The sequence below is a fragment of the Streptomyces tuirus genome (genome assembly GCF_014701095.1).
In the GTDB taxonomy this organism is placed as follows: domain Bacteria; phylum Actinomycetota; class Actinomycetes; order Streptomycetales; family Streptomycetaceae; genus Streptomyces; species Streptomyces tuirus.
This window is the reverse complement of sequence record NZ_AP023439.1, coordinates 2538598-2563401: the sequence shown is the minus strand read 5'-3', so window position 1 is coordinate 2563401 and position 24804 is coordinate 2538598. Positions and strand designations below refer to the sequence as shown.

27 protein-coding genes and 1 tRNA gene are annotated in these 24804 nt (G+C 70.3%); 10 read left to right on the top strand and 18 right to left on the bottom strand.

Going from position 1 to position 24804, the window contains the following annotated elements:
* Nucleotides 1–30 precede the first annotated feature (30 nt).
* Nucleotides 31–510, top strand: a complete 480-nt coding sequence (locus IGS69_RS11795; protein WP_190898927.1) for a tyrosinase family oxidase copper chaperone — start codon at nucleotides 31–33, stop codon at nucleotides 508–510.
* Nucleotides 494–1360 carry a tyrosinase family protein gene (locus tag IGS69_RS11790; protein ID WP_190898925.1) on the top strand — a complete coding sequence of 289 codons (867 nt, stop codon included), beginning with the start codon at nucleotides 494–496 and terminating at the stop codon, nucleotides 1358–1360. Before IGS69_RS11795 ends, IGS69_RS11790 begins: the two co-directional genes overlap by 17 nt.
* A gap of 206 nt (nucleotides 1361–1566) precedes the next feature.
* On the opposite strand, the gene IGS69_RS11785 is transcribed toward IGS69_RS11790, so the two are convergent.
* Entirely contained in the window at nucleotides 1567–1848 is a 282-nt protein-coding gene (locus tag IGS69_RS11785) for a chaplin (RefSeq protein WP_190898923.1), read from the bottom strand.
* A 169-nt stretch (nucleotides 1849–2017) separates the two neighbouring features.
* The gene (locus IGS69_RS11780) at nucleotides 2018–2986 is read right to left on the bottom strand and encodes a D-2-hydroxyacid dehydrogenase family protein (RefSeq protein WP_190898921.1); all 969 of its coding nucleotides are present in this window, start codon (nucleotides 2984–2986) and stop codon (nucleotides 2018–2020) included.
* Nucleotides 2987–3266: 280 nt separating this feature from the next.
* Here IGS69_RS11780 and IGS69_RS11775 point away from each other — a divergent pair, with 280 nt between their 5' ends.
* Nucleotides 3267–4061 (top strand): bestrophin-like domain, encoded by a 795-nt coding sequence (locus tag IGS69_RS11775; protein ID WP_232543489.1) that lies wholly within the window; start codon nucleotides 3267–3269, stop codon nucleotides 4059–4061.
* A gap of 134 nt (nucleotides 4062–4195) precedes the next feature.
* Here the strand turns inward: IGS69_RS11775 and IGS69_RS11770 are convergent, their stop codons facing one another.
* Nucleotides 4196–4630 (bottom strand): DUF5959 family protein, encoded by a 435-nt coding sequence (locus IGS69_RS11770; protein WP_190898917.1) that lies wholly within the window; start codon nucleotides 4628–4630, stop codon nucleotides 4196–4198.
* A gap of 339 nt (nucleotides 4631–4969) precedes the next feature.
* Nucleotides 4970–5365 (bottom strand): DUF2267 domain-containing protein, encoded by a 396-nt coding sequence (locus IGS69_RS11765; RefSeq protein ID WP_190898915.1) that lies wholly within the window; start codon nucleotides 5363–5365, stop codon nucleotides 4970–4972.
* A gap of 314 nt (nucleotides 5366–5679) precedes the next feature.
* Between IGS69_RS11765 and IGS69_RS11760 the strand changes: the two genes are divergently transcribed.
* Nucleotides 5680–6312, top strand: a complete 633-nt coding sequence (locus IGS69_RS11760) for an MBL fold metallo-hydrolase (RefSeq protein WP_190898913.1) — start codon at nucleotides 5680–5682, stop codon at nucleotides 6310–6312.
* Nucleotides 6313–6482: 170 nt separating this feature from the next.
* On the opposite strand, the gene IGS69_RS11755 is transcribed toward IGS69_RS11760, so the two are convergent.
* Together IGS69_RS11755 and IGS69_RS11750 are read right to left on the bottom strand one after the other, a co-directional pair.
* Nucleotides 6483–7127: a DUF6082 family protein gene (locus IGS69_RS11755; protein WP_190898911.1), complete on the bottom strand. Its 645-nt coding sequence runs from the start codon at nucleotides 7125–7127 to the stop codon at nucleotides 6483–6485.
* A gap of 401 nt (nucleotides 7128–7528) precedes the next feature.
* The gene (locus IGS69_RS11750; protein WP_198427720.1) at nucleotides 7529–7762 is read right to left on the bottom strand and encodes a hypothetical protein; all 234 of its coding nucleotides are present in this window, start codon (nucleotides 7760–7762) and stop codon (nucleotides 7529–7531) included.
* A gap of 1095 nt (nucleotides 7763–8857) precedes the next feature.
* Between IGS69_RS11750 and IGS69_RS11745 the strand changes: the two genes are divergently transcribed.
* Nucleotides 8858–9148: a hypothetical protein gene (locus IGS69_RS11745; protein ID WP_190898908.1), complete on the top strand. Its 291-nt coding sequence runs from the start codon at nucleotides 8858–8860 to the stop codon at nucleotides 9146–9148.
* 693 nt (nucleotides 9149–9841) lie between these two features.
* Here IGS69_RS11745 and IGS69_RS11740 read toward each other — a convergent pair.
* Nucleotides 9842–11023, bottom strand: coding sequence for an IS110 family RNA-guided transposase (locus IGS69_RS11740; RefSeq protein WP_232543488.1), 1182 nt, complete (start codon nucleotides 11021–11023; stop codon nucleotides 9842–9844).
* On the opposite strand from IGS69_RS11740, the gene IGS69_RS11735 reads away from it, so the two are divergent.
* Entirely contained in the window at nucleotides 10929–11231 is a 303-nt protein-coding gene (locus IGS69_RS11735) for a hypothetical protein (RefSeq protein ID WP_232543826.1), read from the top strand. The genes IGS69_RS11740 and IGS69_RS11735 overlap by 95 nt on opposite strands.
* 180 nt (nucleotides 11232–11411) lie before the next feature.
* On the opposite strand, the gene IGS69_RS11730 is transcribed toward IGS69_RS11735, so the two are convergent.
* Nucleotides 11412–11484 (bottom strand) — tRNA-Arg (locus IGS69_RS11730).
* A 321-nt stretch (nucleotides 11485–11805) separates the two neighbouring features.
* Between IGS69_RS11730 and IGS69_RS11725 the strand changes: the two genes are divergently transcribed.
* The 4 genes from IGS69_RS11725 (at nucleotide 11806) to IGS69_RS11710 (ending at nucleotide 17971) form a co-directional block, all read left to right on the top strand.
* Nucleotides 11806–13413, top strand: coding sequence for a dynamin family protein (locus IGS69_RS11725; RefSeq protein WP_190898904.1), 1608 nt, complete (start codon nucleotides 11806–11808; stop codon nucleotides 13411–13413).
* Nucleotides 13414–13416: 3 nt separating this feature from the next.
* Nucleotides 13417–15423, top strand: coding sequence for a YfjP family GTPase (locus tag IGS69_RS11720; RefSeq protein ID WP_190898895.1), 2007 nt, complete (start codon nucleotides 13417–13419; stop codon nucleotides 15421–15423).
* Between the two features lie 384 nt (nucleotides 15424–15807).
* Nucleotides 15808–16284, top strand: a complete 477-nt coding sequence (locus IGS69_RS11715) for a single-stranded DNA-binding protein (protein ID WP_190898885.1) — start codon at nucleotides 15808–15810, stop codon at nucleotides 16282–16284.
* Between the two features lie 277 nt (nucleotides 16285–16561).
* Nucleotides 16562–17971 carry a Cys-Gln thioester bond-forming surface protein gene (locus tag IGS69_RS11710; RefSeq protein WP_190898881.1) on the top strand — a complete coding sequence of 470 codons (1410 nt, stop codon included), beginning with the start codon at nucleotides 16562–16564 and terminating at the stop codon, nucleotides 17969–17971.
* A gap of 482 nt (nucleotides 17972–18453) precedes the next feature.
* On the opposite strand, the gene IGS69_RS11705 is transcribed toward IGS69_RS11710, so the two are convergent.
* From IGS69_RS11705 to IGS69_RS11660, 10 genes are all read right to left on the bottom strand, one after another.
* Nucleotides 18454–19734 carry a tyrosine-type recombinase/integrase gene (locus IGS69_RS11705; RefSeq protein WP_190898880.1) on the bottom strand — a complete coding sequence of 427 codons (1281 nt, stop codon included), beginning with the start codon at nucleotides 19732–19734 and terminating at the stop codon, nucleotides 18454–18456.
* Entirely contained in the window at nucleotides 19734–19931 is a 198-nt protein-coding gene (locus IGS69_RS11700; RefSeq protein WP_031108990.1) for a helix-turn-helix transcriptional regulator, read from the bottom strand. The genes IGS69_RS11705 and IGS69_RS11700 overlap by 1 nt, the downstream gene beginning before the upstream one ends.
* A gap of 2 nt (nucleotides 19932–19933) precedes the next feature.
* Nucleotides 19934–21307: a replication initiator protein RepSA gene (repSA, locus tag IGS69_RS11695; protein WP_190898878.1), complete on the bottom strand. Its 1374-nt coding sequence runs from the start codon at nucleotides 21305–21307 to the stop codon at nucleotides 19934–19936.
* On the bottom strand, nucleotides 21300–21485 hold the full coding sequence (locus IGS69_RS11690; protein ID WP_190898876.1) for a hypothetical protein: 186 nt from the start codon (nucleotides 21483–21485) through the stop codon (nucleotides 21300–21302). The genes repSA and IGS69_RS11690 overlap by 8 nt, the downstream gene beginning before the upstream one ends.
* An 88-nt stretch (nucleotides 21486–21573) precedes the next feature.
* A complete protein-coding gene (locus IGS69_RS11685; RefSeq protein WP_190898874.1) occupies nucleotides 21574–21891 on the bottom strand; it encodes a SpdD-like protein in 318 nt (105 codons plus the stop codon).
* A 25-nt stretch (nucleotides 21892–21916) separates the two neighbouring features.
* Nucleotides 21917–22072 (bottom strand): hypothetical protein, encoded by a 156-nt coding sequence (locus tag IGS69_RS11680; RefSeq protein ID WP_190898872.1) that lies wholly within the window; start codon nucleotides 22070–22072, stop codon nucleotides 21917–21919.
* Nucleotides 22073–22084: 12 nt separating this feature from the next.
* A complete protein-coding gene (locus IGS69_RS11675) occupies nucleotides 22085–22276 on the bottom strand; it encodes a mobile element transfer protein (RefSeq protein ID WP_190898870.1) in 192 nt (63 codons plus the stop codon).
* Between the two features lie 21 nt (nucleotides 22277–22297).
* Nucleotides 22298–22954, bottom strand: coding sequence for a DUF2637 domain-containing protein (locus IGS69_RS11670; RefSeq protein ID WP_190898868.1), 657 nt, complete (start codon nucleotides 22952–22954; stop codon nucleotides 22298–22300).
* An 83-nt stretch (nucleotides 22955–23037) separates the two neighbouring features.
* Nucleotides 23038–24393 (bottom strand): FtsK/SpoIIIE domain-containing protein, encoded by a 1356-nt coding sequence (locus IGS69_RS11665; RefSeq protein ID WP_190898866.1) that lies wholly within the window; start codon nucleotides 24391–24393, stop codon nucleotides 23038–23040.
* Nucleotides 24394–24395: 2 nt separating this feature from the next.
* On the bottom strand, nucleotides 24396–24749 hold the full coding sequence (locus IGS69_RS11660) for an SCO3933 family regulatory protein (RefSeq protein WP_033314179.1): 354 nt from the start codon (nucleotides 24747–24749) through the stop codon (nucleotides 24396–24398).
* Nucleotides 24750–24804 lie beyond the last annotated feature (55 nt).

The following is a 24804-nucleotide window of genomic DNA, read 5'->3' as shown; positions in this document are numbered from 1 at the left end:
TGACAGCCCGAGCGGAACGAGGAGCAGGACATGGTCGTAGGCGTCGGTGGAGTACCGGTGGGAGCGGCGGGAGACGGGGTTGCCAGAGGCACCCGGCGGGGTGTGCTGCGCGGGCTGATGGCCGCGGCGGCCGGCGCCGCGCTCGTCCCCGTCGCCCTGGCCGCCTGGCCCGAGGAGTCCGACGGCAAGAACACGGACGTGCGGGCCGGCGACGGCATGTTCGAGGAGACCTACCGGGGTCGCCTCATCCGCGGCGTGCCGATCCCCTCCCCGGAGCAGGAGGGCGGTGACGACGACTGGCACGTCACCGTGGACGGCCGGCCGCTGCACCTGATGCGCCGCGCCGACGGCAGCTGGCTGAGCATGGTCGACCACTACCGCTCCTATCCCACCCCGCTGGCGGCGACCCGCGCCGCCGTCGACGAACTGGGCCCCGGGCAGCGCCTGCGCGACCTGCCCGCTCACACCCCGGGACACCTGGACGGGGGAGCCCATGGCGTACACGCGTAAGGACGTCAGCACCCTCACCCGCACCGAGAAGCGCCGGTTCGTGAACGCGATGCTGGAGGTGAAACGGCGCGGCGAGTACGACGAGTTCGTCCGCACCCACATCGAGTACTACACCTCCGACGGCGAGCAGGGCCTGCGCACGGCCCACATGGCGCCGTCCTTCCTGCCCTGGCACCGGCAGTTCCTGCTGGACCTGGAGAAGGCGCTGCGCCGGGTCGACGCGTCGGTGTCGGTGCCGTACTGGGACTGGACGCGCGACCGCACGACCACGTCCACGCCCTGGACCGCGGACCTCCTCGGCGGCACGGGGCGGCGTTCCGACCGCCGGGTGATGACCGGGCCGTTCGCCTACGCGGAGGGCAACTGGAAGATCAAGGAGGGCGTGACCGACGAGGAGTTCCTCACCCGGGACCTGGGCCGCGCCCGCGACCCGATCCAGCTGCCGACCAAGGCCGATCTGGAACGGGCCCTGAAGGACCCGCTCTACGACGCCTCCCCCTGGGACTCGACGGCGGGCAAGGGCTTCCGCAACAAGCTGGAGGGGTGGGGGAGCGGGCGGGGCAGCGCCTCCTGGCAGAACCACAACCGGGTGCACCGCTGGGTCGGCGGGGCCATGGTCGGCGGCGCCTCTGTCAACGACCCGGTGTTCTGGCTGCACCACGCCTTCGTCGACCTGGTGTGGTCCCGCTGGCAGAGGCGGCATCGGGAGCACCGCTATCTGCCGGCGAAGCCGCCCGCTCCGGGCAGTGCGCAGTACCGGCGGGTCGTGGCGCGGCACGAGAAGCTGCCGCCGTGGGACGTGACGCCGGATCAGCTGGAGGACCACGGACGGATCTACCGGTACGCGTGAAGCTCCACGGACACGATCCGGGTTGCGATCCGGGTTCACTACCCCGGTACACGATCGGGGTTCACGGCCCCGGTACACGATCGGGGTTCACGGCCCCGGTACACGATCCGGGTTCACGATCCGGGTTCACGACCCCGGTTCACGAGGAGAGCCCCGGCGCTCGAGGTGCCGGGGCTCTCCGTGTGTGCACGGGATGGTGCGTGCGATCAGTAGCCGTACCCGTAGCCACCCGGGTGGCCCTTGGGCTCGCTCTTGTTCTCGCATTCGTTGCCGAACGCCGGGTTGAGCAGGCCGATGACGTTGACGGTGTTGCCGCACACGTTGACCGGGACGTGGACCGGGAGCTGGACGACGTTGCCCGAGAGGACGCCCGGCGACCCGACGGCCTTGCCCTGGGCGCCCGCGTCGGCCATGGCCAGGCCGGCCCCGCTGAGGACCACGGCACCCGTGCCGAGCGCGACACCGGCTGCCTTCGCGATGCGAGACATCACGTTCTCCTTCTGACTCGGTGAGCCGACGGCAGGTGGCGCCGCCGTGCTTCCCGTTCAACGCGCCCGTCCACGGGTGGTCACGGCGATCATGGCCGGATCACCCGTCCTGGACAGGCGCGTCCCGCCATTGGGACCGCCGGACGGGGGCCGGGTGCGTGAGGGTGCGTCAGGGTGCGTCAGGGAGCCGTCGCACAGGCGTGCCGTCGAGGAACGCGCGGATGTCCTCGACGGCCTGCCCGTAGTACGTCGCGTAGTTGGCGCGGGAGACGTACCCGAGGTGCGGGGTGGCGAGGAGGCGGGGTGCCGTTCGCATCGGGTGGTCCGCGGGGAGGGGCTCGACGTCGAAGACGTCCACGCCGGCGCCGGCGATACGGCCCGCGTGCAGGGCGTCCAGGAGGGCGTCCTGGACGACGATCGCCGCCCGTGAGGTGTTGATCAGGTAGGCGGTGGGCTTGAGGAGGGCGAGTTCGGCCCGGCCGAGCAGGCCGCGGGTACGGTCGCCGAGGGCGAGGTGCACGGACACGAAATCACTGTCCGCGAGCAGCTCCTCCTTGGAACCGGCGAGTTCCACGCCCACCTCGTCGGCGCGCTCCCGGGTGAGGTTCTGACTCCAGGCGCTCACGCGCATGCCGAAGGCGAGCCCGACCCGCGCGACACGGCTGCCGATCTTCCCCAGGCCGAGCAGTCCGAGACGCCGGCCGTGCAGATCGGCGCCGACGGTGCTCTGCCAGGGGCCGCCCGAGCGCATCGCGTCGCTCTCCTCGACGATGCCGCGCGCGAGGCCGAGCAGCAGGGCCCAGGTCAGTTCGACCGGCGGGGTGGAGGAACTGGCCGTGCCGCACACGGTGACGCCGTGCGCCTCGGCCGCCCCGTAGTCGATCACGGAGTTGCGCATGCCGGAGGCGACGATCAGTTTCAGCCGGGGCAGCCGGGCGATCAACGACCCGGGGAACGGCACGCGTTCGCGCAGGGTCACCACGACGTCGAAACCGGCCAGGGCCGCGGCCAGGTCGTCCTCGTCCTCGATGTGCCGGCCGAAGAACACGACCTCCACGTCGTCCGCGACCACCGCCCAGTCGGCGGCCTCGGTCGCCACCTGCTGGAAGTCGTCCAGTACAGCGCATCGCAGCCGCACGTCGTGCCCCTTTCACGGCCTGTGGACCGGTTCCCCGGGCCATGATCGCGCCTCGGTGGCGGCGCGGGAAGGCTCTCCCCGGCACCCGACCAATCTGTACGGCCGCGTTCCGGCACCGAGGCCAACGAAATGAGATGCCGTGCCGGGCGTCGAGAGCGTCAAAGGACTCCGACCTGTGATCATGGGGCGTTCATGGAAAGTGATCGACGAATGTTCCTGGTCGCGGGTGCCGAGCGTCGCCGCCGCGGGGCGCAGGTGGAAACACGCTGTAGGTGATCTGATGAACTGGTTGACCTCGCTGCCGGCGGTGGTGCTGGTTGTGGGCGGGCTTCTCCTTGCCCTGCTGGTCGCGGCCGCGGCGCGCATCGGCGTCCGGATGCTCGTACCCCTGGGGGAACGGGATCGTGTGCCGCAGATCGCCACCCCTCTGATGCCCACACTCGGTGCTGCCTTCGCGATCTTCGCGGCACTCTCACTGGCCAGCGAGGCCGGCTACCTGCGTGCAGCCGAGGGGTTGGTGAGCGACGAGGCGGCCGCGGCCTCCCGCCTGGCCTGGGCGGCGACAAGTCCGCGCGTCCAGTCGGAGCCGATCCATGCGGCACTTCTGGACTACCTGCAGACCACGCGTGCCAGGGAGTGGGTGGGCCAAGCGGCGGAGTCCGGTGACGACTCGGCCACCGCCGGCGCGATCGCACGGATGGAGCGCAGTGTGCGCGCCGAGGCGGCCCGGCCCGAGGTGGGCAGTGCGGCAGGGACGGAGCTGCTGTCTTCCCTGGACGGCGTCACCAGCAGTCGTCGCGCCCGCGTCGCCGCCGCCTCGCGTGACGTTCCGTCGCTGTACGTCGTCACGCTGGTGGTCAGCGGACTGGCCCTGATCGTGAACTCCGGCGCCCTGGTCTTCCGCAGCAGCCTGCGAACGTCGCTGCTCATCGTCGGCGTCGCGAGTGTGGTCGGGCTGAGCCTGGCGCTGCTCTTCGCACTCAGCGCGCCATGGGGCGGACCGTTCATCGTGAGCGGGCATCCGCTCAACGCCGTCATCGGGGATCTGAAGACCGGCTTCTTCGCGGGGCAATAGGGCACACTGGCCATGCCAGACCGCGTGCCAGACCGCCTGAGAGTGCCGGCGTCCGGTGCCGTTGACGTCACTCGTGGATGTCGGAAAGGCGCGACCGACCGCCTGCGGACGACGGTAGCGCTGTCTGAAGTTTCTCAGTCTGCCGGGAGCAGGTGCGCCCAGACGGCACGGAGTCTTTCGAGCAAGGCACGCTGCTCCTCGATCCAGCCGCGATCCATCTCAAGGGAGATGGCCAGCCGGGTGGTTTGCTGGTCGGCGATGGTGACCGTGATTCGATCGTGGTCGTTCTCTCGCCAGTCCAGACGGATGCCTATTTCGGCGACTCGCGCAGCCTCGCGCCACACGGCGTTGCGCCCCGCGGCAACCTCGTCCAATACGTGCGCCCAGCCGGCCAGGTCCCTTGGCTCCACGTAGGTGTCGTGAACGCCGGACACGAAGTCGTTGTGGACCAGAAGCTGTCCCCGCACATCCGGGATGCCCGGGGCGTACGAGTCGTCCAACTGGACCACGACACTGCCGCCGTGCTTGCCGCTGATCCGCAGCAGTGTGAACTGCTCGCGCTCCTCCACGCCCCACCCCCGGGTGCTCGATCTTGTGCCGACATCACGCACTCTAGGCGGCACCACTGACTCACCTGGCTTGGAAGATCGCGTATGCGGTTGTCGTCGAGTTCCAGCACTAGGGGTTGGTCAGCCCTGGGCGGGCATCTGGGGCGTCTGTCGCCACCGACCGCTTCGTCGTCGCGAACCAATCAATCAGACACGCAGCCGGTCAGGTCTGCTGGCGGCGGCGGGCCTCACTGGGCGGCCACGGCCCGCAAGGCCGACTCCGGTCCGTCCGAGGCGAGCCGGCGTCGGAAGCCGCTGAGACAACCGATCGCGGCAACGGCGCGGCTGACGAAAAGGCCGTTACCCGGCGCCGGCCGGGCCCGCGGGTGTGGACAGCAGGATGTCGTACTCCCCGGGCAGTTGGGCGGTCGCGTCGCGGAACTCCTGGTCGCCGACCGCTTCCCTCAGGGTGGCCAGGACTGCGCGGATCCCGGCCTCCGCGAGCTCGCGGGGCACTTCCGCGCGGTCCGCCACACGCCGGACGAACGAGTGGGCCCCGTAGCCCTTCGCGATCTCCTCGTCCGTGCGCAGCCAGCTCTTCAGCGGCTCCGGCAGCGGCTCCGCGAGGTCCTGGGCCTCTCCTCCGCTGATCCGGTCGGCGAGAACCTCAAAGGTGGCGCGTGTGAGGGTCTCCGCAGCGTCGGGGGAGACGCCCGCCCGCTCGGCTGTCTTCGCCAGGAATGTGTCGTACTCCATGCGACCCTGCCCCAGTCGTCGTCAGGCCGTCCGCCAGCGTGATCACCGACAGATTCAGTCAAACCCATACCTGTCGCCTCGGCCACTGGGCAGGGCCGGCATCGATCCCGCCGTGTCGCGGACGGGCCATGAGTTCCTGCAGGTCAGCGTATACACCCCGGTAGGGGAAGACCTGCCGGTTGCTGCCGCATGCCCGGCGGGGTCCACTGGAGTAGAGGGCCTCATCCGGAAAGGGGCTGTTCCATGGAACGGCAGGCGAAGGACCCCAGAGCGCGAGTGACTGCCCGCAGCCGAGCGCTCCCGGCGGTGATGTCGTGACCGCGCGGGTCGAGTGCGTGGTGACGACCGGTGTCGTGGCCGAGCCGGACGCCGACGCCACGCCGATGGAGAACAACGTGTGGATCATCGGTGACGACGAGCAGGCGGTGGTGGTCGACGCCGCACACGAGCCGGACGTCATCGCCACGGCGCTCGGCGACCGCCGCGTGGTGGCGATCGCGTGCACCCACGCACACAGCGGACACGTCGACGCGGCCGTGGCTCTGTCGGACCGCACCGGCGCTCCGATCATGCTGCACCCGGACGACCTGGAGCTGTGGCGCCGCAGCTTTCCCAGCCGTGTCCCCGACGAGGAACTCGTCGACGGCCGGGTGATCGACGTCGCCGGAACCGCCCTGACGGTACGTCATACCCCGGGACATACGCCGGGATCCGTAAGCCTGTACGATCCGGCGCTGCACCGCGTCTTCACCGGGGACACGCTGTTCTCGCGCGGCCCTGGAACCATCGGACCGGAGGATTCCGACTTCCAGGCGATGATCCAGTCGATCCGCGAGCGCCTCGTCACCCTGCCCCCCGAGACGGTGGTGTGCCCGGGTCACGGCGACGTCACCACGGTCGGCGAGGTGGGCGAACGCGTGGAGGACTGGCTCCGCCGCATCACATGAGAGCGAGAGACCCACGCCTGGCACCGCTGCCCTCTGTTGGCGCCTCGTAGGACGGTGCGCAGTGCCGTTCACCTGCGTTCTGCCCACCCGGGCGCTGGGCCCGTCTGGCTGCCCGGTCTCCGCTGAACGCGGCGACCGCTGCTGACTGCGGTGTTGGGCCATTGCCGCAGTCATGATCCTCGCGAGGGATCAGCGAAGTACGCTTCGGGCGGCACGCCAGGTCCAGTTGCTGCGGCTGCCGCGTAGCTCTCATCTGCTATGTCAACGAAGCGAACTCTCCGAGTGTCACCCGAAGCCTCAGCGACCGTCCGCCAGTTTGAGGCTGTCTTCTCCCAGTGCGTGCGAGCCACTGCTCCCTGAAAGTGCACGCTGAACCGCGCACGCGCCTCTCGATCGTTCCACCTGCGTAGTAGGTAATCCGAGTGCCAGTTACTGACGATCATGTTGGTGTAGATCAGTCGACGCATCTCGACTGTTGACATGCCACTCACAGGCTCCCAGCACACGAGGAACTCCGGGTGCTCCAAGGCGTACATGAGCATTTGCCGATGTGACGAACGCTGTGCTTCCTGGTTGGCGATGTTCGTCTGCCGAACCTGGTAGATGAGCGATGCTGCTACGCCCGAAAGAGCAATGGCCGAAATGGGAACCGACAGGGCTCCGTACGTCTGACTGATGTCACTCAGTCGGTTCCAGTCCTGCTGCGTCGGCGCTACCTGCTCAAGAGCCCATGGCGTGATCAGCAACGCCAGTAAGAGCACCATGGCCCCCGCGCACCACAGAAACAACTGTGCTCGCTGTGACTTCATGTCCATGCCCCCTATGTCTTCGCGCTCGCAAGCATGATCCAGAGAGTCGTGCTCATCAAGCAAGGGGGCCTAACCGCGCCACCCTTACCGCGCCTTTCCCAGCTCCCATCCCGTCCGCCGTCGACCCATACGCATGTGGAGCGGGCGTGGTTCCTGGCGGCCAGGTGGAGCGCGCCACTGTACGAACGACCTGGCCGCCAGGGGCCGCGTCCGCTCGGCTCTGCCTGGGTCGAGTGTGGACGGGATGCGGGCACCCCACGCGCGCCCCCACGGGCCCCAGTCGGCGACGGTGCCCCTCCATCCCGGTGCCGGCCGATCCACCCGCCGGAGGCACCAACTTGTGCCCGCGGACGACATCTCCGCCCTTCGCCCGCTCGCACGCAGCGCGCCGCCGGGCGGGGCCGCCGTTAAAGATCCGACCAGGTGTGCGGCTCCATATAGGCGTGCCACCCTCGGAAGAACCAGTCCGCCAGATCCGTCAGCCGCTCGATGCAGGCGGTGTAGTAGTCCGCCGGTTCCGGGCGAGGGAAGTTGGGGTGCGCCGTCCACGAGGGAACGTCCGTGGCCACGTGGTAGTAGCCCTCGGCCAGCCAGCGGGGAAGCTCCTCGGCTTCCTGCCAGCGTTCACAGACAGTGCGCATGGCTTTCTCCAGCCGGGAGAAGGCGTCTCGATCCCAGACCAAATCGCCTCGTAGCCCCAGCAGGAAGCTCCCGGGCTCGGAACGGAACTCGTGCTCCAAGGTCTTCAAAGCTTGGTCCATGGCGCAGATGCTGCCAGCCCACCGTGCACGCTTACAGGAGGGTGGACGGGCTCTCACCGTGCAAGCGACGGCCTGGAGGTGCCGGGCGCCGGCTGATCCGTCGGCCGAGAACTTCGACACGGCCACCCGCAAAAACCCGGTACCAGCCGGACAGCCCCGGAGCCCGCCCTTGATCATCAAGGGGGCATCCGGGGCTTCGTCGCGTCGGTCGGCATGTGCCCTGACCAGCAAAAAGCCCTCCCGAATGGGAGGGCGGAGACTTGCGCCCCCGGCAGGACTCGAACCTGCGGCCAAGCGCTTAGAAGGCGCCTGGCGAGATCACCGGCACATCCCCTCTGCATTCGACAGAGGAGCGGGCGACACGGATCGGCTGAAGCCGCACGCCCGGGGTATCCGCCTGGACATGCTTGCCTTAATCGCCTACCGCTCGTACCACGGCGCAACGACCGTGTGGGCCTTCGTCGTTGCCATTCTCATCGTGCTGGTGGCGGGTTGGTACATCCGGCATCGCAGGTAGGTGCGACACCCGCTCTAGGAGTTCGATCACTCCGGGGAGCGGCGTGCCGAAACGAGGCGTGATGGTCACCTGGCGATCCAGATGCGACTGCTTCGGTGCACCACCGTTCGCCGCCGTTGATATCAGCTGGTGATGTCAGATCTGCCCTGTCGCTTCTTAGATCAGCCGACGCGAGGCGGCACCCGCAGAGGCACCGGCTCGTCATGCCCATCCCACTTCACCCGCAGCACCGAAGGGATCGATGCCTGCATTGATCCTGCCATCATGAAGTCGTAAACGTCGCCGTTGAGCACCCCCGCACGGCCCAGAGACGGCCCGGGCGGGGGTGTCGCGGTGTGCCCTTCGGTGCGAACTACGGGCGGGGCGGTTGCTGAGGTCTGGTGGGCTGGTCGGACGGGTCGTGAGGTGAGGTCACCAGAGGGGACGTTCGCGTGCCACGATCTTCGCTGGGAGGTGCGATGATCTACGTGGTCCTGTTGGCGATGATGGCCTTCGCTCTGGGCATGCTGGGGTTGGGCGTGGCGGGACTCACCACCGGCTGGATCCACCCATGGGAGCGAGGCCGGGTCCTGCGTCCCGTGGCCCACGGGCTCGGCCACATCTTTTCGGGGTGCGGCTTCTTCTGCTTCTGCGTGTTCTTCCTCTTCGCGTTGTCAGGCGATGTCTCGCTGAAGTTGCTCGCAGTGGGGGCAGTCCTCTTCTTGATCGGGATTGTCCTACGCGGCGTGGCCAGCTTCCCGGACCGCTGATATGGAGGGCCTGGGTGCCCGCGGACTTGTCCAGATGGCATGTGCTGAGGTCGGCGTAGCGGCTTTGGCCTGGAGTTTTAATGACCCGGTCAAGCGCCGCACTCGGATCCTGGAGCACCAGTTTGGAAGATCGCGTATGCGGATCGGGGCTGAGCTGGTGAGACGCTGAGCTGTGCGTTCTCGGGGTGCTCACTGAGGTTCCCCGGGGCTCCCGGTCGGTCGCCGCTCGATCGGGCATGCGAGGGGCACGTGTGGCCTTCTCCCGCGTCAGCGGCTCTCCAGCGCCGCCCTCGCCCAATGCGGCCTGATCGGCGCTCTCGCGCGCATCCTGAGCGGTCGGTGCGTCTCGATCAGTCTAGGGAGCGCCGAAGCGGCCTCGGGCTGTCAGGTCGATGTCGTTGCAGCTCGGCCGGTACCGGTCTGAAAGCCCAACGGCGCAACCTGTTCGGTAGCACGGCTCGCATGAGGAAGATCAGGCACCAAGCGAGCCCTATGCCAATAAGAATGGCCATCAACTTCTCAAGCCAGACGACTCCCGCATCCCTCGCGGATACACCGATAAGGGTGCTGATGACGGCGAGTGCTCCGAAGCCCAGTGAACGGAGTGCGTACCAGCGACGAGAGCGAAGCATGGTCGAAGCTTCCATGTGGGGCGGGGTCTGGCACAAGGTCGGTGGAGTCTTAATGACCGAGTCAAGCGGCTGTAGCGGTGTGTGTCCTTGCTGGTGGGCTGGTGGTGAAGGGGCGGTCGTCGCGTAGCAGGGCCCAGAGGACGTCGGTGCGGCGGCGGGCGAGGGCGATGACGGCGGGGATGTGCTTGTGTCCCTGGGCTCGCTTCTTGAGGTAGTAGGTCCGGTTGGGGCCGTCGCGGATGATGCTGGTCTGCGCGGAGAGGTAGAACACTCTGCGCAGGCGGCGGCTGTAGCGCTGTGGCCGGCGGAGGTTGCCGGTGCGGCGTCCGGAGTCTTTGGCGACGGGGACCAGGCCGGCGGCGGAGGCGAGGTGACCGGCGTCGGGGTAGGAAGCCAGATCACCCGCGGCGACAAGGAACTCGGCGCCGAGGATGGGACCGATCCCGGGCATCGACTCGGTGACGGCGGCCTGCGGGTGGGTGTGGAAGACGTCGCTGATCTGCCGGTCGAGCTGCTTGAGCCGTTTGTCCAGGGCCAGCACTTGCGCGGCGAGGTCTGCGGTGATGCCCGCGGCCGTGTTTTGGCCGGGCAGTTGGATGTGCTGGGCATGCGCGGCGGCGAGGGCGGTGGCGCCAACCGTTTCGGGGTGGCGCACGCCTCGTGCGGCGAGCCAGCGCGTCAGGCGGGCCTGGCCGCAGCGGCGCAGGGCTGCGGGGGTCTGGTAGCCGGTGAGCAGGACCAGGGCGCCCTTGTGGTCGGCGTAGTCGAAGGCCGCTTCCAGGGCGGGACTGATGCCGGTGAGCACGTCGTGGAGACGGTTGAGCAGGCGGACCCGGTCGGCGATCAAGTCGGAACGGTGGGTCGTGAGCAGAGCCAGGTCAGCAACCTGGTCCGTGGGGATCTTCACGGGGGCGAAGTCCTGCCGCAGACGGGCTGTTTCGGCGATGACATAGGCGTCGCGGGCATCTGTCTTGGCCTCGCCCCTGTAGGCGCCAGCCATGCGGTTGACCGTTCGGCCCGGCACATAGATGACTCGTTGGCCGTGGTCGGCGAGCAGGGCCAACAACAAGGCGGGGGCGGTGCCGGTGAGGTCCACTGCCCAGCGGACCTCGGCGGCCATCGCGAGGACCTCGCCTAGGCCGGCGAGGATGACGGCCTCGTCGTTGCTGACCTTCCGGCTCCAGACAGTGGGGCGCAACGCCCGCAAGGCCGTACTGCCCCCGCACGTCTTCGAGTCACCCACCGGACGGCGCGTCTACGACAACCGGAACACGCGCCTGACGAAGTGGCTGAACGACGGGATCCCACCCGCCCAGGTGGCCGAGTGGGCCGGAAACAGTGTTGCCGTGCTCCTGGCGACCTACGCCCGCTGCGTTGAGGGCCAGCTGCCCGACCTGAAGAGGCGGCTCGAAGCTGCCGGAGATCCCCCCGAGCGGCCGTCCGCCGACTGACCTCGCGGCCCGCAGAAACTTCGACACGTATTCGACACGGCCACCCGCAAAAACCCGGTACCAGCCGGACAGCCCCGGAGCCCGCCCTTGATCACCAAGAGGGCGCCCGGGGCTTCGTCGCACCAACGAAAACGGCTCTGACCAGCAAAAAGCCCTCCCCAAAGGGAGGGCGGAGACTTGCGCCCCCGGCAGGACTCGAACCTGCGGCCAAGCGCTTAGAAGGCGCCTGCTCTATCCACTGAGCTACGGGGGCCGGGTGTGGTGGCCTCTGTCCTGGTGCCCGGGTGTGGGCCGATCCGTGACGTCGCCGGGGACAAGGATAGGGCTCCCGCGTCCATGTCCCTGTTGCTTCGCCTCCGTGGCTCGATGTGGAGGTTCAGTGAAGCGGTCCTGATAATCGCAGGCAGGTACGAATCGTGCACCGCTTTTGGCGTCCCAGGCATCGGGTGTTGTGCACTCGTTATGCCTGGAGTGTGCCTGTGTCCCAGTAGTCCCTTCCGTCCCTTGTGTTCTGTCGGCGCGCAGACATGCTCATATGCTTCAGAATTCCCCTAAAATTGGGCATTCTTCACATGTGGTGACCTTGGACGTACGGCCTCAGCTGCTCGACGCACTCTCCGCCCTGCGCGACCGTGTCGCCGCCGCACGCTTCCCGCTGCCCCTGGCGGGGGCCCCACGCGCGCGTGCCAACCGCGACGAACTCCTCGCGCAGCTCGACGACTACTTGGTGCCCCGCTTGCGGGAGCCCGAAGCGCCGCTTCTGGTCGTCGTGGGCGGGTCGACCGGAGCCGGCAAATCGACGCTCGTGAACTCCCTCGTGGGACGGCGGGTCAGCGAGGCGGGCGTGCTGCGGCCGACGACACGCACCCCCGTGCTGGTCTGCCATCCGGAGGACCACCACTGGTTCAGCGGGATGAGGGTGCTGCCCGATCTCACCCGGGTGTGGGTGCCCCAGCAGGAATCCACCGACGACCTGCTGCTCCCCGGCGAGAACCCCGCGCGCGTGCTGCGCGTCGAGACCGCCGAGACCATCCCGCCCGGCCTCGCCCTCCTAGACGCGCCCGACATCGACTCCCTGGTCGCCGACAACCGCGTCCTGGCCGCCGAACTCATCTGCGCGGCCGACATCTGGGTCATGGTCACCACCGCCGCCCGCTACGCCGACGCCGTTCCCTGGCACATGCTGCGCACCGCCAAGGAGTACGACGTCACCCTCGTGACGGTCCTCGACCGCGTACCCCACCAGGTCGTCAACGAGGTGTCACGGCAGTACGGCGCCCTGCTCACCAAGGCCGGGCTCGGCGAGGTACCGCGCTTCACGGTGCCCGAACTGCCCGAGTCCGCCTGGGGCGGCGGCCTCCTGCCGGCCTCCGCCGTCGCCCAGCTGCGCACCTGGCTGATCCACCAGGCCCAGGACCCCGCGGCCCGGCAGCACGTCCTCGCCCGTACGGCGTACGGCGTCCTCGACTCCCTCAAGTCCCGCATGCCCGAGCTGGCCGGTGCCGCCGCCGCGCAGTACGCCGCCGCTCTACGGCTCACCTCCGCCGTCGAAGGGGCGTACGACAGCGAGCACGCGCGCGTGCGGGGCCGGTTGCAGAGCGGGGCGGTCCTCGCCGGCGACGCGCTCAAGCGGTGGCGCGCCTTCCCCCTGGACTGCACCGCCGCCGAACTCCTCGACGCGCTTGTGGAGAGCCTCAGCGCGCTGCTGCTGTGCGCCGTCACCGCCGCCGACGAGCGCGTCGACGACGCCTGGCGGCGCGAACCGGCGTCCGCCGCCCCGGAACTCGCCGCACGCGAGACCGGCGCGGACAGCGCCGAGCACCGCATCGGACTCGCCGTACGGCGCTGGCGGCGGGAGCTCGAGGAGCACGCCGAGGAGGAGGTCCGCGAACTCGACCGCAACCTCGCACCCGACCCCGAAGTGGTCGCCGCCCTGGTCGCCACCTCCCTGCTGGGCGGCCGGCGGGGGCGGATGGCCGGAGAGGGGCTCGCCGAGCGGATCGGCGCCCATGGCGCCCTGCGGCTGCGCGACCGGGCCGGGCGGCTGCTCACCGAGCACGTGGACCGCGTCCTGCACGCCGAGCGCGAGCGCCGGCTCGCCCCGCTCGACGCGCTCGACGTCCACCCCGAACCCCAGGCCGAACTCATCGCCGCGCTGTCCGTACTGCAGAAGGAGAGGTGACCGGTGACCGCCGTCACTGACCAGGACCCCACCGAGCACACCGATCAGCCGGACGACGACACCCGCAAAACAAGCGCCCATCAGCCGGACGCCCGTCAGCCGGACGCCCGTAAGTCAGACGCCCGTAGAGGCCGTCGGGCCTTCGCACGCACCACAAAAACTCCCGCGGCGGACACCCGCGAGCCGGACGCCCGCAACGCGGGGACCGGGACGGGAGCGGGAACGGGGACGGGGGCGGGAACGGGGACGGGGACCGTCGGCAGTTCCTCCCGCGGCGGCTCGGACAGCGAGCGCACCCCGCGTACCGATCCGCCCGAGACGGCCTGGGACGACGGACTCATCGCACGCCGGGTCAACGAGACAGCCGAAGGAGACCGGTTCCCCGTGTCGGACCACCGCTCCGCCGCCCCGCAGACGGTGACCCCCCTGGTGTACGACGGCTCGCTGCGCTCCCGGCTCGAGGCCCTGCGCGAGCTCGTCGGGCTCTCCCGCACCCGGCTCGACAGCCGGACGCTGTCGGAGGCCGGCCGGGTGCTCGACGAGGCGTCGGCGCGGCGCAGGCTCTCCGGGCAGCACACCGTCGTCGCCATCGCGGGCGCCACCGGCAGCGGCAAGTCACAGCTGTTCAACGCGCTCGCCGGGGTGACCATTTCGGAGACGGGCGTACGCCGCCCCACCACCGCCGCGCCGATCGCGTGCAGTTGGAGCGACGGGGCCGCCAGCCTCATCGAACGGCTCGGCATCCCGCCCCGGCTGCGCCGTCGGCCGCTGCCGACCGGGGACGGCGAATCGCCGCTGCGCGGACTCGTCCTCGTCGACCTGCCCGACCACGACTCCGCGGCCGTACAGCACCGCCGGCATGTGGACCGCATCCTGGCGCTCGTCGACGCCGTCATCTGGGTCGTCGACCCGGAGAAGTACGCCGACGCCGTCCTCCACGAGCGCTACCTGCGGCCGATGGCGGCGCACGCCGAGGTCATGTTCGTCGTCCTCAACCAGATCGACCGGCTGCCCGGCGAGGCCGCCGAGCAGGTCCTCGACGATCTACGGCGGCTCCTCGACGAGGACGGCATCGCCCTCGGCGAGTACGGCGAACCGGGTACGACCGTGCTCGCGCTGTCCGCGCTCACCGGGGACGGCGTCGGCGAACTGCGCGAGGCGCTCGGCCAGTTCGTATCGGAACGCGGGGCGCCGAACCGTCGTATCTCGGCCGATGTGGACATCGCCGCGGCCCGGCTCTGGCCCGTCTACGCCACGCAGCGCCGGACCGGTCTCAGCGAACAGGCCCGCGAGGAGTTCTCCGACCGGCTCGCCGACGCGGTGGGCGCCACGGCGGCGGGTGAGGCGGCCGAGCGCGCGTGGCTGCGCAACGCCAACCGCGCCTGCGGTACGCCCTGGCTGCGGCTGTGGCGCTGGTACCAGGACCGCGGCGAGCCCACCACGGGCCGGCTCCCCGGACGTACGCAGTCCGATGAGGAGGCGACGGCCCGTCAGCGGGTCGAGCAGGCGGTGCGGACCGTGGCCGACCGGGCGTCGGCCGGGCTGCCGGCGCCCTGGGCGCAGGCGGTGCGCGAGGCCGCCGTGCGTGGCTCGCAGGGGCTGCCGGAGGCGCTGGACGCGCTGACCGCGCGTGCGGGCGTGCCGACGGGGCGGCCGCCGCGCCCGGGGTGGTGGCCGGTGGCCGTCCTCATCCAGGCGTCCATGACGATCCTGCAGTTCCTGGGCGGGCTGTGGCTGCTGGGGCAGATCATCGGGGTCCTGGCGCCGAACCTGGGGGTGCCGGTGCTGCTGATGGTGATCGGCATCGTCGGCGGCCCGCTCATCGAGTGGAGCTGCCGGATGGCCGCCCGCGGCCCGGCCCGGCGCTACGGCCTGGAGGCGGAACGCCGGTTGCGGGAGGCGGCGGCCGGATGCGGCAGGGCCCGGGTCCTGGACCCGGTGGCGGCGGAGCTGCTGCGGTACCGGGAGGTCCGGGAGCAGTACGGGAGGGTGGTGGGGACGGGGCGCTGACGGGCGCCCTGGCCGGGCGGGGCGCCTGAGGCTTTGACGGTGACGCGGGGCGCCTGGCGTCACGGCGGTGACGCTCGGCGCGCGTGCCGTTATGACGGTGGCGCGGGGCGCTGACCATATGACGGTGACGCGGGCCGCCTGGCGTCACGGCGGTGACGCTCGGCGCGCCTGACGTCCCGACGGTGACGCGGGGCGCTGAAGCCATGAGGCCCCCGGGGCATCACCCCTGCGGGTGACGGCCTTGTCCACAGGCGTTCGGTGATCCACAGCTCTCAGCGGGCCCGGCCCGGCGGCGGCAGTCTGGCAGACACAGCCGTACGGGACGGGCCCGTACGCGTGTCGGCCCGGCGCGGGTGCCGTGCTCCGGGCGAGGGAGGGTTCGCGATGAACGAGACGATGGTCTGCGCGGTCGGCAGGGTGGCGACGCAGCCGGTGTACCGGGAGGTGGCGTCCGGGCCGTCGGCGAGGTTCAGGATGGCGGTGACCGCGCGCTACTGGGACCGCGAGAAGAACACATGGACGGACGGGCACACCAACTTCTTCACGGTGTGGGCCAACCGCCAGCTGGCCACGAACACGGCGGCGTCGCTCACGGTCGGCGAACCCGTGATCGTGCAGGGCAGGCTGAAGGTGCGTACCGACGTGCGCGAGGGGCAGAGCTGGACGTCGGCGGACATCGACGCGGTAGCGATCGGCCACGACCTGGCCTGGGGCACCTCCGCCTTCAGGCGCGCGGGCAAGGCGGAGCCGACGCCCTCGCCGACGCAGCCCGAACCCAACTGGGAGACCCCGCCGGATGGTTCCGCCGAGCCAGGGGACGCTCGCGCCCAACACCCGCCGGAGGCAGCGGTGCTGACGTGACGTCACTCACCGGCCTGCCTGCCCGAACTGCGGCATATCGACGAGTGTGTACCGAACGACCAGGGGTGGATTTGTCGACACGCCCTGCTCACCAGGGATCTTGGCGATAACGATTCCGATTCGGATCACTCGTCCGACCGTCCGACCGGCGGGCGGGCTCCCCGGCGTCCCTAGGATGCCGGACATGGCTCTCGGGACTCTTGTGTCCGGTGAGTCCTCTGATTCTGCTGGTGGGACCGTCCCCCCACGTCAACGGTCCTGCTCGAAGGGGAATTTGGTGTTTGCTTCGTTCTCTGAGCTGTTCGTACGCAGGCGAGCGGCGGCCCGCCTCGCCACCGCGACCGTGCTGACCGGGCTCGTCGCCACGGGCGGGCTGGCCTCTGCCGGCCCGGCCGCCGCCGACGAGACGACGCAGAGCCAGGGCGGAGCGGCCGCGACGATAGGCGGCCTCAAGACGTACGGCGCGGCCGTCATACACGCCGGCACCGGCGACCAGGAGATCTCGGCGGGCCTGTTCGAGATGTCCGTCGACGGCGGCGGCATGCTCCAGACCTACTGCGTCGACCTCCACAACCCCACGCAGCGGGACGCGAGATACCACGAGACGTCCTGGAGCGGCACGTCCCTGGGCGCCAACAAGGATGCCGGCAAGATCCGTTGGATCCTGCAGAACTCCTACCCGCAGGTCAACGATCTCGCGACGCTCGCGCGCACGGCGGGCGTGCGCGGAGCGCTGACAGAGCAGGACGCCGCGGCCGGCACGCAGGTGGCGATCTGGCGCTACTCGGACGACATCGCCGTCGACGCCCTCGACCCGCAGGCCGAGCAGCTCGCCGACTACCTGGAGAAGCACGCCCGCAACCTGCCCGAGCCCCGTGCCTCGCTCACCCTGGAGCCCTCCGCGGTCTCCGGGCGGCCGGGGGAGAGGATCGGACCGGTGACCGTGCGCACCACTGCCGGCAGCGCGACGGTCACCCCGCCCGCGGACGCCGCGACGAGCGGCGTGCGGGTCGTCGACAAGCTGGGCAAGGCCGTCACCTCCACGCCCGACGGCGGGCAGGTGTTCTTCGACGTCCCCGCGGACGCGGCAGCCGGTACGGCGGAGCTGAACGTGCAGGCCTCGACCACCGTGCCGGTCGGCCGGGCCTTCGCGTCCGAGAGCCGCAGCCAGACGCAGATCATGGCCGGTTCCAGCGAGTCGACGGTGTCCGCGACGGCCGGGGCGACCTGGGCGAAGCAGGGTCCGGTTCCGGCGCTGTCGGCGGCGAAGAACTGCGCCGAGGGCGGCGTCGACATCATCGCCTCCAACAAGGGCGACGAGCCGTTCACCTTCGAACTGGCCGGCCTGGAGCACACCATCGCCGCGGGCGAGTCCCGGACGGTGACGGTCCCGGTCCAGGAGGACCAGGCCTACGACTTCACGATTCACGGCCCGGGCGGCCTCGCGAAGCGCTTCACCGGGGTGCTGGACTGCCGGACCCGCGGCAGCGACACCGGCACCACCACCCAGACCCTCAGCGGACCGAGCCCGGCGACCGTGGGCGGCACGGCCCCCGACACCAACCTCGCCGAGACGGGTGGCTCCGGCATCACCCCCCTGATCGCGGGCGTCGCCATCGGCCTGGTCCTGATCGGCGGGACGACACTGATCGTGCTGCGCCGCAAGGAGGCGGCGGCGGGGGAGTGACGGCGGCGCACGGCGGGCCGCTGGCCGATCACATCGGCCGACAGCGGCCTCCGGTCCGCCGTCGGCCCGTTCGACCAGGGGCCGGGTTCATCGGTGCGGGTGCCGAGGGCCCCGGCCGGTCGATAGACGGCTCCTATCACTCGCTGCGCGACATCCGCGAGGCGCTCGCGTCGGGCCGCACGATCGCGTCAGATGAGTACCAGGCCGCCAGGCAGATCCACGGAGACGCGACCCGGGCAGCACGCGTGGTCCTCCGCGCGGACCTGGCCGCCTTGGAGGCCTGACCGGTTGCCGTACGGCGCCTCAGGCGACCGACAGTGACCGCCGAGCCCCAGCCACCACCAAGAACCCCCAGGTCAGCCGCCCCCAGTCATACGCGTTTCCGCCCAGGGGTGGCGGTACGGCAAGATGGGGTGTTACTTACCACGAGAGGGCATGAAAGTGCCCCTCACCAGCGGTTTTCTCGCCGATGAGGGGCCGGGTCAGGCAGCCTGGGCCGTCTCTGGGCCGTCGGGCGTCTCTGGGCCGTCATGAGAGTGACCGGCAGCCCTGTACATCTCGGAGATGGCTTTCCGGGTACGGGTCTCGCTGGACGGCATGAGGTGCGTGTAGACGCGGAGGGTGAAGCCGGGGTCGCTGTGGCCGAGGTAGAGGCTCAGTGCCTTGATGCTCTCTCCAGCGTCCAGGAGGACCGAGGCGTAGAAGTGCCGCAGGGCATGCATTCCGTGCTCGCGGGCGGCGGCGTAGCGCTGGCCTTTCTCGGGGGTCGGGATGATGCCGGCGGATGTGAGCGCGGGTTTCCATGCCTGGTCGTTAAACGCCTGGCTCCAGATGGCTGCGCCGATGCCGCTCGTGAAGAGGAGCCGGTGCGTGACCTTGGGACCGGTCGGGGTCAGCCAGGGCAAGGTGACGTCGACGGGAGGGGAGGCCGCCATGTGCTCACGGAGCGCGGCCCGCACCTCCGGGTCGAGAGGGACGTCACGCAGCTTGCCGCGCTTGGGCGGGGCGAAGACCAGCGTGCCGCGAACCTTCTTGACCTGCTGGCGGACGTAGAGCCAGCCGAGGTCTCCGATGTTGTCGACGGCCAGGCCGAAGATCTCACCCTGTCGCAGGCCGCACCCGGCACCGAGGTCGACCATGGCCCGGTAGCGCTCGGGGAGGCCGGAGCGTACGCCGAAGACCTGTTGCGCAGTCCACGGATGGACACGTGACGGCACGGGACGAGGAGCCTTGACCGATCGAGCGCGGCAGGGATTGGAGGCCAGGAGACGATCATCCACGGCCGCGTTCAGCACCGAGGAGACAGCGTCGAAGATGAGGCGCCGGTACTGGGCGGACGCTACGACGTCTTCGAGCTGGCGGTTCCAGTCGCGGATGTGCTCGGGCTGGAAGGAACCGATGGGGCGGGTTCCAAGGTAGGGCAGGGCGTGAAGGCGGAGCCTGCCTTCCACGGCGGCCCTACTGGTCAGATCGGTCGTGAGGGCGGCCAGCCAACGGTCGGTGTACTCGCGGAAGGTGGTGCGAGCGGCCCTCGGGTCGATGTACTGCCCCCGGGCCATGTCGGCTTCTACGTTGGTCAGCCAGGTGTCCGCCAAGCGCTTCTGCTTGTCCGGGAAGCTCTTCGACTTCTCTGTGCCGTCCGGGCCGATGTAGCGGGCGCGGTAGCGCATGCCAGTGCCGTGGCGGTCGGTCTTGACCTTGCGAGTCTTGCCGTCCGCGCCCACCTCGGTCCGGTACCAACGGTCCTGGATGTGCCCGGCCATCAGGCAGCCTCCCCAAGCTGGGAGTCCACCCAGGCCCGCACGTCATCCGGGTCGAAGCGGAGATGCCGGCCGACTCGGAAGCCGCGGGGACCGGTGCGCTTGCGGCGCCACTGGTAGACGGTCTCGACGCTGGGCAGCTCGAACATCTCGACCAGGTCCTCAGGCGTCAGGAACCGGTTCGGCAGCTCTGAGGCCATGGTCACCACTCCTCTTCGGTGAGTTGGTCGCGTAGGGCTTCGCGGGCGGTTTCGCGGTTGAGTTGGAGGTCGCGGGCGATGGTGGCGGCGAGGGCGGATTCGCCGGGGGTGTGGCCGTGCCCGGCGTACTGCCAGTCGGCCAGGACCAGGACGGTGTCCGGCTCGCGGTCATCCAGGCCGAGTGCTTCGGCGTCCTGTGCGGCGCGGTAGTCGGCACGGGCCTGGCGGAGGGCGCCCAGGGTGGTGGAGTAGCGACGGGACTTGGAGGAGAAGTGGCCCCGGAAGCCGAGCATGTGAGCCCAGGCCCATAGGCGCCGGTCGGGGTAGAGGGGGTCGAGGAGCTTGCATGCCTCGATGAGGCGGTGGGTGTGGTCCGGGACGCCGTAGCGGTCGAGCTCGGAGAGTTCGCCGATGCGCCGGTCGAGAGTGCCTGTGTTCTCGGCGGCCTTGGTGGCGTACTTGGCCACGTAGGAAGCCACGGCCTGTTCGGTGATGTCGGATCCGTCGCCGAAGGCCTTGACGGGCCGGACGTCGAGCTGGGTGCCCCAGCGGAAGGTGCGGGCGGGCTGGTCATCGGCGGCGGGAACGGAGACCGACGTATAGGAGTGCGCGGCAGCTGCACGGATCGCGTCGGCTAGGAGATCGACCGTCGCCCAGGACGGTGGTGCCGTTTCCGGTCCGTCGGGGCCGTCGATGCGGATCACGGCGTGAAAGTGCAGGGCGCCCCGCTTCTGGAACTCGGCGACCTTGCCGTAGGACAGGCGGGCGCACTCCTTTAGCTCCCGCTGGGTGATGCCAGCGCGGGCGGCTATCTCGCGGCGGAGCCGGTTGGTGAAGCGCTGCCAGAGCTGCCCAGCGTGGTTGTTGAACAGCACGGCGCCCGCATAGTCGTATGTGGCCGGATCGAGGGCCGTACCGAGGGCGGGATCGTCGGCGGCGTGGTGGGTGCCGCAACGGCAGGTGCCTCGGTCTGGACGGTTGTGGACCGGGCCGAAGGAAGGAGCGGTGAGGGTGGCGAAGACGCGGGGGTGGTCGCGGACGGTGGTGGGGATGTCGCGGCGGTCATCTCCGGCCAGGCCCGCGCGGATGAGGTGGTAGGTGTCGCCCGCGTAGGTCCAGGCGCAGGAGGGGCAGCGGGAGGCGCGGCGGTTGCCGCAGGCGACGCGGAGTCGTCCGCCCGGCTCGTTCTCGGTGCTGTAGTAGTGCAGGGTCTCGCCGGTCGTCTTGTCCTTGGTGACGGTCCAGCCGGTGAGGTGGATGGGGTCGGCGCAGCCGCCAGTGCGGCGGATCTGCTCGTGCCAGCGGTCGAAGTCGGAGGCCGAAGCCACCCTCAGCAGGTCGCCGAGGGTGGTCGGGTCAAGCAGCGTGTCAGGCACGGGCGCCCTCCCGCACGGGGCGGAGCTGAACGGTGCCCAGGCCGTGGCAGGCCCGGCAGTCGACGGTGATGGTCCGCAGGTGGCCGTGCGGGTCGCGGCCGCCAGTGGTGATGGCGGCGGAGGCGTGACCGTCGCAGTTCGGGCATATGCGGGACGAGGGTGCGGTGCGGTCCGTCATGCTGGGAGTTCCTTCCGGTTGCGAGATCGGAGTGGGGCACGGCTCCCGGGCGGCGGAGACTTGGCGGTTGAGGCCGCCCGGGAGCCGGTCAGCGACGGTTGGCGTCGGCGTTGACCAGGGAGCGGATCACCAGGGCGCAGATGGCGAGCGAGGCGCCGGTTATGGCGACGGCCAGGAGCATGGAGACCAGGACGGCGCCGACGACCAGGACCACGGCAGTGCCGCCGCCGACAAGGGCGAGCGCCGTGCCGGGGGTGAGCTGAACCGTCGGCCGGGACGGGGTCGGGGCCACCGGGGCGGGCTGCGAGACCTGAGCGGCCGGGACAACGGTGGTCGGCTCAGCCACGGCAGGCGGCGTGACCTGGCCGGTCGGCGTGGGCATGGTCGGGATCCTCGGGCGGAACATCAGCGGTTCTCCCTTCCGGGTGCGGTTACTTGACGAAGGTGTCGATGGCGGGGGCCAGGACGCTGTCGGCGAGGAGGAAGCCGCCGAGCAGCAGGACGGCGATGAGCCAGGCGGGCGGCCGGACGAGCTTGACGCCGAGGTAGCCGACGACGAGCAGCGCGAGCCAGAGCGGTACTTCCATGGCGGTGGCCTCCTAGCGGACCTTGCAGCGGTGGGTGCGGGCGGCGAGCTGGGCGGCGGACTGGCTGCCGTAGTCGGAGGACCAGCCGCAGCGGTCGGCAGTGCACACAGCGGCGTACTTGGTGCGGCCGTGGCGGTCGCGGTGGGTGCCGATCTGCACCGGGCCGATCCGCATCACGGAGTGGAAGTGGTCACGGGCGGGCATGACGGTGGGTCTCCCTTCGGGTCAGGCGAGTTGGGCGGCGATGGCGTCGGCCAGCTGGGGCGGGACGCCGAGGCGGGCGCGCAGGGTGTCGGTGTCGATCGGCGCACCGGTACGGGCGTGGTGGTCGTCGGCGACCTTGCGGGCGTGGTCGACCAGCGCGGCCGGGACCGGCACAGCCGGAGCAGCGGCGGCCGGGGCGGGCTCGGCGGCCGGGAGGGCCGGGGTGTCGTCGACCGCCGGAAGCGACTCGGGCTCGGTCTCGGTAATCGGCTCGGTGGCCGGGGCTGCGGGTGCCGGCGGTTCCGGCTCCTGGTCGGTGGCGGAGTGGGCGAGGAGGGTGCCGCCCATGAAGGCCAGGGCGGGCCAGGCGGCGACGAGGATGCGCAGCCAGGCCGGGACGTCGGTCAGGTCGAGGAGTCCGGCGGTGGCGACGTTGGCGCCGAGGGAGGCGAACAGGGCGACGATGAACCAGCACCAGGCCAGCCGGGACGGACCATCGACACGGAGCCGCCGCCAGGAGGCAACCAGGAGCAGGTCCACGCTGATCGGGTAGGCCCAGGCTTTCCAGCCGTCCTGCCCGGCAGCGGCAGCGAGGTCGTGGAGGTGGGCGAAGGACAGCGCCCCGGCGATGACGGCCTGGACCAGGACGGCGTCGACGCGGAGAGCGGGGCGGGCCATCACGGCTCCTTCCTGTGATGAGGCATGGCGGGGGTAGGGACCTGGCGCGAAGCGGTCACGCCGACCGGTGAAGCGGGGGAAGGTCAGGCGGTGGCGGGGGCTGTCTTGGACAGCGGCACCCGGGCCGAGGGCAGCGCGGCGACCGCGGGCCGGAACGGCGCCAGGGCAGGCACGTCGGGGGTGCGGTCGGCGTACTTGTTGCAGAGGTTCACGGCCTGGCGCAGCGAGGTGTGCGGAGCACGTATGCGATGCCAACCACCGGTCGAGTCACCGGCGATAGCCACTCCGCGAGTCTCGGCAGGGATCTGGATCGCGGCCAGGACAGCGTCCGGCGAGATGTCGCCGAAGGCCATGTTCGCCGAGGTTTCGTCGCTGACGCGGTGGGCGGTGCGGCCGGTGAGCTGGGCGCGGAGCATGGTGATGCCCTTGCCGAGTTCGGAGCCGAACCGCTGCCCGCAGATCTCCAGGTAGATGCCAGCCGCGCGGCCGAGCTGGGCGAGGCGGACCAGGGCGGTGATGATCCGGTCCCGGCGCTTCTCCTCCTCCTTGCTGGCGAACAGGGCGAGTTCGGCGACCTCGTCGACCAGGACCACGACGGGCACCGGGCGGATGTCGTCGGGCAGGTCCCAGATGTCGGCGGCGATCTCCGCATCCTGCACCACGACACTGATGCGCTGCTCAGCCCGGATGAGCTGGTAGACCTCCTCCATGTGGGACACCAGCGCTTCGAGCAGCTCAAGGGCGGTGTCGGGGTTATCGGCGAGGGCGGAGAACCGGTGCGCGAGCGGGAACAACTCGACGCCTTGCTTGCAGTCGATGCCGACCAGGGCGACGTCCATCGGGGCGAGCCCGGCGACCAGGTTGCGCTGGTAGACCGACTTGCCTGACTCCGTGGCGCCGAGGGTGAGGCCGTGGGAGACGGCGCGGTAGTCGCGGTAGTGCACCGAACCGTCCGCCCGCAGCGCGACCGGCACCCGCATCGGACACGTCTCGGTCTTGGCAGGCATCTGAACCTGCTTGAGCACGTCGTAGCCGGTCATCCGCACCTCAACCACACCGGACCGAACCTCTCGGGAGGTCACGCCGTACATCCCGAAGGAGTGCCGCAGCCGGTCCGTGGAAGCCGCCACGTCGAAGGCGTCCTGTCCCGGTCGGAGCTTGAGCCGGAGAACCAGGCCGGTCCGGGTAGGCCGCAGCCGCAGGATACGCGGCGGGCGGGACTCCGGCACCGGCCGGTTGGCTACCCGGGCCAGAGCGAGCCGCCAGCGGGCGGGCGGGACCGTCAGCCCGCAGGCGTCCATGACCGAGGAGTACCGGACCAGTACTCGCACCGTGGCGAGGACGACTCCGAAGGTCAGCCAGTACCAGGCGGGGCGCCGCCACCGCAGGAGACCCGCAGCGGCGACGACCACAACCACAGCGACCATGAACCAGGTCATGATCAGGCCGCCTCGGATGCCGAGCCTGTAGCGGCCAGCGAGGTGACCGCGACCGCACGGAAGGCAATGCCGTGCCGCTTCTGGCCGTTGAACTCGTTCTCCCACGGCCGGGCGATCAGCCCAGTCAGGGCCACCGGCGTGCCCATGGCCAGGTCACTGGAGATACCGGGCTCCGGGACGGCGACGGAAAGGATCTCGACCTCGTCGTTGGCCGCAAACATCACGTCCACGGTCATCAGCTTGACGCCGTCGGCGTCGGTGGCGATCTCGCCGGTCCGGCGGTCACGGACCTTGGGCTGCGGGGCCTTGGCGACCATCACGGTCGCGGTGGACGTGTCTACGGGAATCTGACGCATGATGGAACTCCCTTGAGAGGGGCGGGAGCGGCGTACTTGCTTGGCGGTGGGTCGC